The following is a 10,370-nucleotide window of genomic DNA, read 5'->3' on the forward strand; positions in this document are numbered from 1 at the left end:
GAGTATCTAATATGATTATGGGACTTTTAAAAGTAAGATTTTAAGGGTGTGGGTTTATGAATATAAAAGAGATATATGATAGAAGTAAAAAATCTGAATTAAGAGATATATTTAATTCAAAAGAATTTGAAGAGAAATATTGTTCAGATTTAGAATTAGGAGCTATATATTCAAAGGAAAAAACTATATTTAGATTATGGTCTCCAGTAGCATCAAAGGTAAGATTACAATTATTCTGTAAAGATAAAAACTCAAATGAGTTTCATAGTATAAAATCTATTGAAATGCATGAAACAGAAAATGTATGGGCAGTAGAAATAAATGAAGATTTAGATAAGATGTATTATAGATACGAAATAAAGATAGGTAATAGTGTAAATGTGGTTACTGATCCTTATTCAAAAGCTGTATCTGCAAATGGACAGTATTCAATGGTATTAGATTTAGATGAAACTAATCCAGAAGGATGGGATAGTGATGAGAAACCTAGTTTAAAATCTCCAACTGATTCAATTATATATGAAATGCATATAAGAGATTTTTCTATAGATGAAAATTCAGGATCAAACTTTAAAGGTAAGTATAAAGGTGTATGGGAATCAAACACAAAAACAAGAAATGGAGTATCTACAGGGATAGATCATTTAAAAGAACTTGGAATAACTCATGTACACTTACTTCCAACATTTGATTATAAATCAGTAGATGAAACAAAATTAAATGAAATGCAGTATAATTGGGGTTATGATCCAGAACATTATAATTCTCCAGAAGGTTCATATTCAACTAATCCTTTTGATGGAGATATAAGAGTAAAAGAATTTAAAGAAATGGTATTAAATCTTCATAAGCAAGGCATAAGAGTAGTAATGGATGTAGTTTATAATCATACATACGCAACAAATGACTCATTATTTAATAAGGTGGTACCATATTATTATTATAGAGAAGATAAAAATGGAAACTTCTCAAATGGGTCAGCATGTGGAAATGAAACTGCATCAGATAGAAAAATGTTTAGAAAGTTTATGATAGATTCAATTATATATTGGGCTAAAGAATACCATATTGATGGATTTAGATTTGACTTAATGGGATTACATGATGTTGAAACTATGAAGCTTATAAGAGAAGAGCTTAATAAGATAGATAAATCTATAATTATGTATGGTGAAGGTTGGACAGGAGGAGAAACTCCACTACCAGAAAATGATAGAGCTTTAAAGAAAAACACAATTCAATATGATAAACTTCAAATAGCAGCATTTAGTGATGATATGAGAGATGGAGTTAAGGGAGATGTATTTATTTCTGATAAACCAGGCTTTGTAAATAATGGACAAGGTTTTGAAGAAACAATAAAGTGTGGGATAGTAGCATCTATAAATCATAATCAAATAGATTATTCAAAGGTTATATATTCAGATAAGTTCTGGGCAAATGAACCATATCAAACAGTTAATTATGCATCAGCACATGATAACTATACATTATGGGACAAGCTTTGTATAACAACTAAGGGAGAATCAGAAGAAGAGCGTATAAAAATGAATAAGCTTATTTCTGCAATAATTCTAACTTCACAAGGTATATCATTTATTCATGCTGGAGAAGAAATGTTAAGAACTAAGAGAGATGAAAAAGGAAATCTAGTTGAAAATAGTTATAATTCAAGCGACTTAGTTAATAAATTAGATTGGGAAAGAAAAGAAAAATATAGTGATGTTTTTGAATATTATAAATCACTTATAAATTTAAGAAAAAATCATAAAGCATTTAGAATGGATAATGCAGATGATATAAGAGAAAACTTAAGATTTTTAGATGTTAAAGAAAGAAATGTTGTTGCATATACGATTGATTGCAGTTCATTAAATGATAAATTCAAAAAGATAATGGTTGTATTTAATGCTAATAAAGATAAATTAAATATAAATTTGCCAAGTGGAATTTGGAAGTTAATTGCTAATGAAAATGAAATTAATGAAAATGGAATAGAAGAAAATATAACTAATAATATATTAGTAAGTGGAAGAAGTGCAAATATATTAATTATTGAATAAAAAAGAGGGTTTAAACCCTCTTTTTTAATTAGAAGCATAATCATAATCTACTGTAATTATACAGTTATAATTTGGATGTAATTCTTTTATTGATTTTGTTATGTCATTCTTTAATTGATCTTCACTCATTAATTTATTTAATGATTTAGAATATACAACAACATCAAATATAAGATTTTTTTCATCGCCTTCACCGACTATTCTAAAATCATGCATTGATTTTATTAGTGGATTGTATTTTATAATCTTTTCAACTTCTTTGTATGCTTTTTTTATCTCATCATCTGATAAACATATAGGATCCATATGAATAACTAAATATATATTTAATTTTTCTGATATTTCTCTTTCAGCTTTATCTATAATATTATGTATTGTTATAACATCAATATCAGATGGAATTTCAGCATGAGCAGAAGCCATGCATCTACCTGGACCATAATTATGAACTATAAGATCATGAATTCCTATTATATTATCATAAGATAACATCATACTTTCGATATCTTTTACAAGTTCTGGATCTGGTGCTTCCCCAAGAAGAGGATTAATAGTTTCACGAACTAAAGAGAATCCAGAGTAAACTATAACTAAAGCTACAATTATACCTATATATCCATCTATAGGGAATGATGTGAACTTAGATACAAGTAAAGATATAGCAACAGATGTAGAAGTAAATACATCACCTAGAGCATCAACAGATGATGCTTTTAATGCAGATGAATTTATTTTTTCACCGATAAACTTATTAAATCTTGAAAGCCATAGTTTAAGAAAAATTGATATTATAAGTAATATAAATGGAACCCATTCAAATTGGGTTGGTTCTGGATTTAATATTTTCTCAAAAGATGATTTTACAAATTGTACTCCTACAAGCATTACCATAAAAGCAACTATAAGAGCTGATAAATATTCAATCCTACCATGACCAAATGGATGCTCTTTATCTGCTGGTCTATTAGCCATCTTAAATCCAACTATAGTTATTACAGAAGATGCAGCATCAGATAAATTATTAAATGCATCTGCAGTTACAGCAATACTAAATACTAACATACCTACAGTAAATTTAATAATAAATAAGATTAAGTTAGTTATTATTCCTACAATACCACCTAAAAAACCGTATTTACTACGAACCTTTTTATCTTTAGTGTTCTCACTATTTTTGATGAAGGTTTTCACAAGAAAATCTGAAATCATTTAATCACCCCTCAAAATTCAAATATATAATTTAATTCTAACTTACCAATAAATAATAAGCAAACTTATATTTGGATAAAAATAATTATTATGACAATTTTATTGTATATTATGGTGCAATTTTTATATAATTGTTTATAGAATAGACACATTTATAGTTTATATAAAAGTTTTTATATCTATATTTAGTTTGTTTAAATATTATTAAATAATATGTTATATGGATTTAAATATATAAATTTTTAATTATATATAGAAGGTATTAGGAGGAATTGTTATGGAAAAAAAATTAGCGAAAGAATTAATAGACTTTTTATATAAAAGTCCAACAGCTTATCATGCTGCAAGTTCAGTAAAAGATATGTTAGATAATGAAGGATTTGAAGAAATATTTGAAAAAGACTCTTGGAAATTTAAAAAAGGTGGAAAGTATTATTTAGTAAAGAATAATTCAGCAGTAATAGCCTTTAAAGTTGGTAATGGAGAAATTGAAAAAGATGGATTTAGACTTATAGGAGCTCATACAGATGCACCAGGATTTAGAATAAAGCCAAATGCAGAAATGAAAACAGAAGACCATTATGTAAGATTAAATACAGAAGTATATGGTGGACCAATACTTTATACTTGGTTTGATAGACCACTTGGAATAGCTGGAAGAGTAATATTAAAAGGAAAATCAGCTTTAAAGCCAAGAGTTGAATTAGTAAATATAAATAAACCAGTACTTATAATACCAAGCTTAGCTATTCATATGAATAGATCAGTTAATGAAGGTTATAACTTTAATAGACAAAAAGATACTTTACCATTAGTAGGTTTTGTAAATGAAGAATTAGAAAAGAAGGGCTATTTAATGAGTCTTTTAACTGATGAACTTGGAGTTTCAGAAGATGAAATATTAGACTTTGATTTATTCTTATATGAATATGAAAAAGGTTGTGTAATGGGAATAAATGAAGAACTTATATCAGCTGGTAAGTTAGATGACCAATGGATGGTATTTGTAGGTATAAAGGCTTTAATAAATAGTACAGATATAGACTCAACAAAAGTTATGATTTGTATTGATAATGAAGAAATAGGAAGCTTAACTGCACAAGGTGCTCAATCAAAACTTATAAGAGGAACGCTTGAAAGAATTGCAATTGCATTAGGTAAAAATTCAGAAGAATTCTTTAGAGCAGTTTCAAATTCAATAATGATTTCAGCAGATTTAGCTCATGCTGTGCATCCAAATTTATCAGAAAAGCACGACCCAACAAATAGACCATTATTAGGAAACGGACCAGTTCTTAAAATTGCAGCTTCAGGAAGCTATTCAACAGAAGGTGTTGCAGCAGGAATATTTGAATCAGTATGTAAAGAAGCTAATGTTCCAGTACAAAAGTTTGTTAATAGATCAGATGTAAGAGGTGGAACAACAATAGGACCAATGTCAGCAGCTGACCTTTGCATACCTGTTATAGATATGGGAGCACCACTTATAGGAATGCATTCAATTAGAGAACTTGCATCTGTTAAAGATAATTTCTATACAATAGAAGCATTTACAAAATTCTTTAGCTTAAATTAGAAAATTCTCATTTAATTTAAAGAGTATTTTAATTTAGCCTTGATATTATTAATACATAACTTAGTAATATCAAGGAGGATTTTTAAATGAATGAAAACAAAAATAACGTTGAATATATAGAAATAGAAGATAAAGATTATAAAAAAGAAGAAGTACTTAGAGAAGAAAAAAAGAAAGTTAAAAAAGGATTCAAAAAGTACAAGAGAATATTATTTTCTATTATTTCTTTAATTGTAGTTAGTGGAGCAGTTATGGGTGGAATTGTATTAAAAACTGTAAAAGATTCAGAAAAGTATACATTAGATCAAGCTAAAGCAATTGCACTAGAACAAGTAAAAGGAACAGTCATTAAAAGTGAAAGAGAAATAGAAGATTTACATGTAGAATATGAATTTAAAATAAAAGATGAAGAAAATATGATTCAAGAAGTAACTGTTGATGGAGAAACAGGAGCTATATTAGAAATAAATAGTCCATCAATTAGGCATCATAAGAAGTAAAAGGTGGATTTAAGTCTACCTTTTTCTTTTTTATGGATAAAAGAGGAGAGAATTTAGAATGTATAAAGTACTTATAGTTGAAGATGAAGAGAATATGGTTTCATTTATACAGATGGAATTAAAATATGAAGGTTATGAAGTTGATGTTGCAGATAATGGGAGACTTGCTGTAAGCATGGCTTTAGAAAATAATTATGACATAATACTTTTAGATTTAATGTTACCTGGAATAAATGGATTAGAAGTATGTAGAAGAATAAGAAAAGAAAAAGATACCCCAATTATTATGTTAACAGCAAGAGATAGTGTTATGGATAAAGTTACAGGACTTCAAACTGGGGCAGATGATTACTTAGCAAAGCCATTTGCTATTGAAGAATTATTAGCTAGGATGGAAGTTATACTTAGAAGAGTTAAGAAGTCTAATAAAGAGTCAGAAATTAAATTTAAAGATATAACACTAGATATTGAAGGTAGGATAGTTAAGAAAAATGATGAAATAATAGAGCTTACAAATACGGAATTTCAATTACTATTAAGCTTTATGAGAAATAAAAATAGAGTTTTAACTAGAGAAGTATTATTAAATAGTGTATGGGGATATAATTCAGAGGCCGAAACTAATATAGTTGATGTATATGTTAGATATGTTAGAAATAAATTAGATAAATTAGATAAGGAAAAATATATCCAAACAGTTAGGGGAGTTGGATATGTAATGAGAGATCATGATTAAAGAAAAATATAAAAATCTACCTATCTTTTGGAAGATAACTCTAGCATCTATCATAATTTTTGTTTTATTTTTAATTTTTATAACGATAGCTCAAACTGCTATACTCTTTGATTGGTTCTTTGACCATAAAAGGAAATATGGAATAAATCTTAAGATATTTGATGATTTATTTGAATCTTATGGGTATTTAATAATAATTACTACGGTATTTGGATTAATAATAAGCATTATAGGAGGAGTTATCGTATCTAGAATGTTACTTAGTAATATAAGAGAATTGACTAATACTATGAAAGAAATAAAAGATGAGGGAAGACTTGATAGAAGAGTAAAGGTTAGTAATAGTAATGATGAAATATCAAAGATTGGGATAGTTTTTAATTCATTAATGGATGATGTTGAAAATTCATTTAATAGAGAAAGAAGATTTGTTCAAGATGCCTCTCATGAACTTAAGACGCCATTAACTATAATAAAAGGTCATTTATCATTATTAAGTAGGTGGGGAAAAGATGACAGAGAAGTTTTAGATAAATCAATTAAAGCAAGTATTGAAGAAGTTGATAGATTGATAGCACTAGTTAAGACCTTATTAGATATTTCAAATTTAGATAAAATTGATGAAAAAATAGAAGGAAACTGTAATATAAGAGAAGTTGTTAATAGCGTATTAAATGACTTTTCAATAGTATATAAAGATTATAATATCACATATAACTACAATGGATTAACTTCATTTCCTATGAAAGATTTGCATATAAAACAATTACTAATAATTTTGATAGATAATGCAATTAAATATTCAAAAGATAAAAAAGATATAAAAATAGAATTTAAAAATAACTATAAAGATAGTATATTAATAGTTGAAGATTTCGGAATTGGAATACCAGAAAAAGATATGCCTTTATTATTTGATAGATTTTATAGAGTTGATGAATCAAGAAATAGTAAAACGGGTGGAAATGGTCTTGGACTTTCAATCGCAAAGAGATTAGTAACGATTTATGGTGGTACAATATCAGTAGAAAGCAGGGTTTCATTAGGTTCGAAATTTATTGTTAAAATTCCGATAGAGAATAATTAAATATTAATTTAGGAAAGTAAAAAATTATAAGGGGAAGTTTATGAAAAACTACAAAGGAATATTATATGCAATTTTAGCATCTGTAGCATTTGGGGTAATGCCTATATTTGCAAAGTTTGCATATATAAATGGATCAAATTCAAATACAGTATTATTTTTTAGATTCTCAATAGCAACGCTTATATTATTTATATACTTAACTTTTAAAGGAGTTTCAATAAGAGTAAGTAAGAAGCAATTTATATTACTTTTTATTACAGGCTTTTTGGGATATACAATGACAACTCAAACATTATTTTCATCATATAATTATTTAGGGGTAGGACTAGCTACATCATTACATTTTATATACCCAGCATTTGTTTGCATATTAGAATATATTTTATTGAAGAAAAGAATGGGTAAAAATAAATTATTTTCATTAGTATTTGCAGGGCTTGGAGTTTATGCATTAATAACATTTGAAAATAATACGCTAAGTACATTGGGAGTATTTTTAGCCACTTTTTCTGGATTATCATATGCAATATATATAATATTGATGTCTATAAAAGAAGTTTCTGATATTGATAATAGAGTAGTAACTATGTATGTAACTTTTGGGGCTGCTACTGGAATATTTATATATAGTATTTTAAATGGTTCATTAGTTACAAAGATTAGTATGAATCTTACAGTATCATATATCTGTATAGCAGTTATATCAACAATACTTTCAATGGTGTTATTACTAAAAGGAATAGAGCTAATTGGTGCTTCATCTGCATCAATCCTTGGAACTTTTGAGCCGATTGTTAGTATAATAATGGGAATTATTATATTTAAAGAACAACTAACATTTTCACTTATCATGGGAACAATATTTATACTTATATCAACAATTATTCTAGCAAAAGATAAGTCAGGTAATGAAACTACAGAAGAGATAATAGAAAAGAAAAATAAAGATGTGGGTTTTGAAATATAAAATTTTAGATATTTTTTTATAAAAGGTGAATAGAAATAATAGAAGTTGTCTACAATTAAGATAAATCCTATTAAATCTCGTTTTTTTATAATTATTATTTGTTTTACCCCTACTAAAAAAGATAGCCAAAAGGCTATCTTTTTTTATTTTTAAAACTAATATTAAATTAAATAATTCAAGTATAAAACATATTGTTAATATAACAGGATAGTAAATTTATTAGGAAAGAAACTTAATATAAAATATACTTAAATAAATGAATAGAAGCAATAAAAATTGGGCAAAATTAAAACATAAAGACCAAAACAAAATATTGTTTAGGAGATAACTGGCATAGTTATCTCTTTTTTTATTTAGTTTAGTATCAAAACTTTTAATTATTCAATATTTGAAGGATCAAGAATTCATGTACTTGGAGATACTGGAGAAGCAGGACAAAAGTACATATATGAAGTATATAAAAAGGTTTATCAATATGCTAATTCTTATAAAATAATTAAGCTTATTGGATTAGAGGAGCTAGGAGATAATAAAGATATTACAGATTGGATTGAAGAAGGACACACCAAAGAGGAATTAAAAAAATGCATTTATAAGAGTTTAGATTTAAAAAATATATATGAGTTGCAACAAGATTACATAGGTGTTTATGAAACTCAAATTATAGAAAAGAAAGATTGTGAAGAGCCACAAGAAAAACGAGATTATATTACAAACTTTAATATTGTAGCAGCTAAAATTATAAGATTTGTTGGTGAAGGAACTGAAGGGATAGAACTTGTATTAAAGTCACAAGATGGAGAATTATTTACAAGAGTTGGAGATGTAAACATATTTAATGATGTTAGAAGTTTTAAAAATTTCTTAGGTACAATGGCACTTACTTTTAATGGTGGGATTAATGGTTTAGATAGACTTAAAAATTGGATATATAAATATTTTACATATGAAATTAAAACTATATATACAGGTATTCAATTTAAAGACGGTATGCTAATTACTCCTAATGGATCAATAACAAGTAATGGAATTAATACAAAGATTGTTTGTAATTGTGATAGTGAATTTGTTCTTAGTAATGAAATGCTAACAAAACAAGAAGCAAAAAGTCTTATACAAAATTTATTTAAGTTTAATAAAGAAGAATTTTGTTGTAGTATACTTGGAACTATTGTAAATAATTTAGCTATTGAAAAAACATATAAAAAGGGAGTTAAATTGCACCATTTACTTATTATAGGTGAAAGTGGAAGTGGTAAGAGTACTACAAAAGAAAATATAATAAATCCTATACTTGGATATCCTTCTTCATATACTGGAGCTGCAATAAAGAATATCACTAAGTTTGCATTAACAAAAAAATTATCAGAAGGAAATTATACTAAGATATTTGATGAGTATAAGCCATCAGAAATGAGTAAATATTCATGTGATATGATTAATGACATGATGAAAAATTGTTATGATAGGTCTTATGCTGAAAGAGGTAATAAAGATCTATCAGTAACAAAATATAGGCTTAATTCTCCAATAGTTATTTGTGGTGAAGAGAATTTTAAAAATAAGGATAAAGCAAGTATTGAAAGAAGTTTAATAGTATATTTATCAAAAAGTGAAAGACCAGCAATAAGTGGACAAGCGTTACAATGGCTTAAAGATAATGAAATTATATTAAATAAATTAGGAAATACAGTTTTAAATAAGATTTTAAACATGAGTGATGAAGATTATTATAACATTAGAGCTTTATACAAAGAATGTAATACATTTGGATTAAAGGATAGACCATTAAATACATTTATTAATGCTTGTACTGGTATGCACATTTTAGAAGAAACCCTAGAAGAAGTTATAGGAGAAAGAGTTGAAGTACCAAACTTTATTGATGGAATAGCAAATGTTATAAAAGAAAATGTTATGCAAAATGGAGAAGAAACAAATGCTATATATGAAAATATGATAATTAAGATTAATGATATGGTATTAAATGAGCCACATTTAAGAGATGATAATTCAACATATAAGATTTTAATAGATAAAAATAGAACTTATATTAGGTTAAATTTAATACTTGATGATTTAAGCAGATATAAAAAAATAATGGTTTAGATTTTATATTAATTAATAAAGAAGATTTTATAGAACAATGTAAGAAGTCAGGATATATAACAAGAGCCAATATGAGTAAGAGAGTTAAAGGAAATGATGGTATAGCAACAACTATAAAAACTT

The 10,370-nt window shown here is 26.4% G+C and carries 8 protein-coding genes; 7 read left to right on the forward strand and 1 reads right to left on the reverse strand.

The window, feature by feature from the left end; genetic code table 11:
- The first annotated feature begins 56 nt into the window (after positions 1 to 56).
- Positions 57 to 2,063, forward strand: coding sequence for a type I pullulanase (gene pulA, locus SPJ33_RS09780; RefSeq protein ID WP_321117775.1), 2,007 nt, complete (start codon positions 57 to 59; stop codon positions 2,061 to 2,063).
- 24 nt (positions 2,064 to 2,087) lie between these two features.
- Here the strand turns inward: pulA and SPJ33_RS09785 are convergent, their stop codons facing one another.
- Positions 2,088 to 3,272, reverse strand: a complete 1,185-nt coding sequence (locus tag SPJ33_RS09785) for a cation diffusion facilitator family transporter (RefSeq protein ID WP_321117776.1) — start codon at positions 3,270 to 3,272, stop codon at positions 2,088 to 2,090.
- Between the two features lie 277 nt (positions 3,273 to 3,549).
- Here SPJ33_RS09785 and SPJ33_RS09790 point away from each other — a divergent pair, with 277 nt between their 5' ends.
- The 6 genes from SPJ33_RS09790 (at position 3,550) to SPJ33_RS09815 (ending at position 10,247) form a co-directional block, all read left to right on the forward strand.
- Positions 3,550 to 4,848 (forward strand): M18 family aminopeptidase, encoded by a 1,299-nt coding sequence (locus SPJ33_RS09790; RefSeq protein WP_321117777.1) that lies wholly within the window; start codon positions 3,550 to 3,552, stop codon positions 4,846 to 4,848.
- Positions 4,849 to 4,934: 86 nt separating this feature from the next.
- Positions 4,935 to 5,348, forward strand: coding sequence for a PepSY domain-containing protein (locus SPJ33_RS09795; RefSeq protein ID WP_321117778.1), 414 nt, complete (start codon positions 4,935 to 4,937; stop codon positions 5,346 to 5,348).
- A gap of 58 nt (positions 5,349 to 5,406) precedes the next feature.
- Positions 5,407 to 6,084, forward strand: coding sequence for a response regulator transcription factor (locus SPJ33_RS09800; protein ID WP_321117779.1), 678 nt, complete (start codon positions 5,407 to 5,409; stop codon positions 6,082 to 6,084).
- Complete coding sequence (locus SPJ33_RS09805) at positions 6,077 to 7,171, forward strand: HAMP domain-containing sensor histidine kinase (protein WP_321117781.1); 1,095 nt, start codon at positions 6,077 to 6,079, stop codon at positions 7,169 to 7,171. The genes SPJ33_RS09800 and SPJ33_RS09805 overlap by 8 nt, the downstream gene beginning before the upstream one ends.
- A 40-nt stretch (positions 7,172 to 7,211) precedes the next feature.
- Positions 7,212 to 8,138, forward strand: a complete 927-nt coding sequence (locus SPJ33_RS09810; RefSeq protein ID WP_321117782.1) for a DMT family transporter — start codon at positions 7,212 to 7,214, stop codon at positions 8,136 to 8,138.
- A gap of 624 nt (positions 8,139 to 8,762) precedes the next feature.
- Positions 8,763 to 10,247: a hypothetical protein gene (locus SPJ33_RS09815; RefSeq protein ID WP_321117783.1), complete on the forward strand. Its 1,485-nt coding sequence runs from the start codon at positions 8,763 to 8,765 to the stop codon at positions 10,245 to 10,247.
- The last annotated feature ends 123 nt before the right edge of the window (positions 10,248 to 10,370 follow it).

The organism is Clostridium sp., from assembly GCF_034179595.1.
Taxonomy (GTDB): domain Bacteria; phylum Bacillota; class Clostridia; order Clostridiales; family Clostridiaceae; genus Clostridium.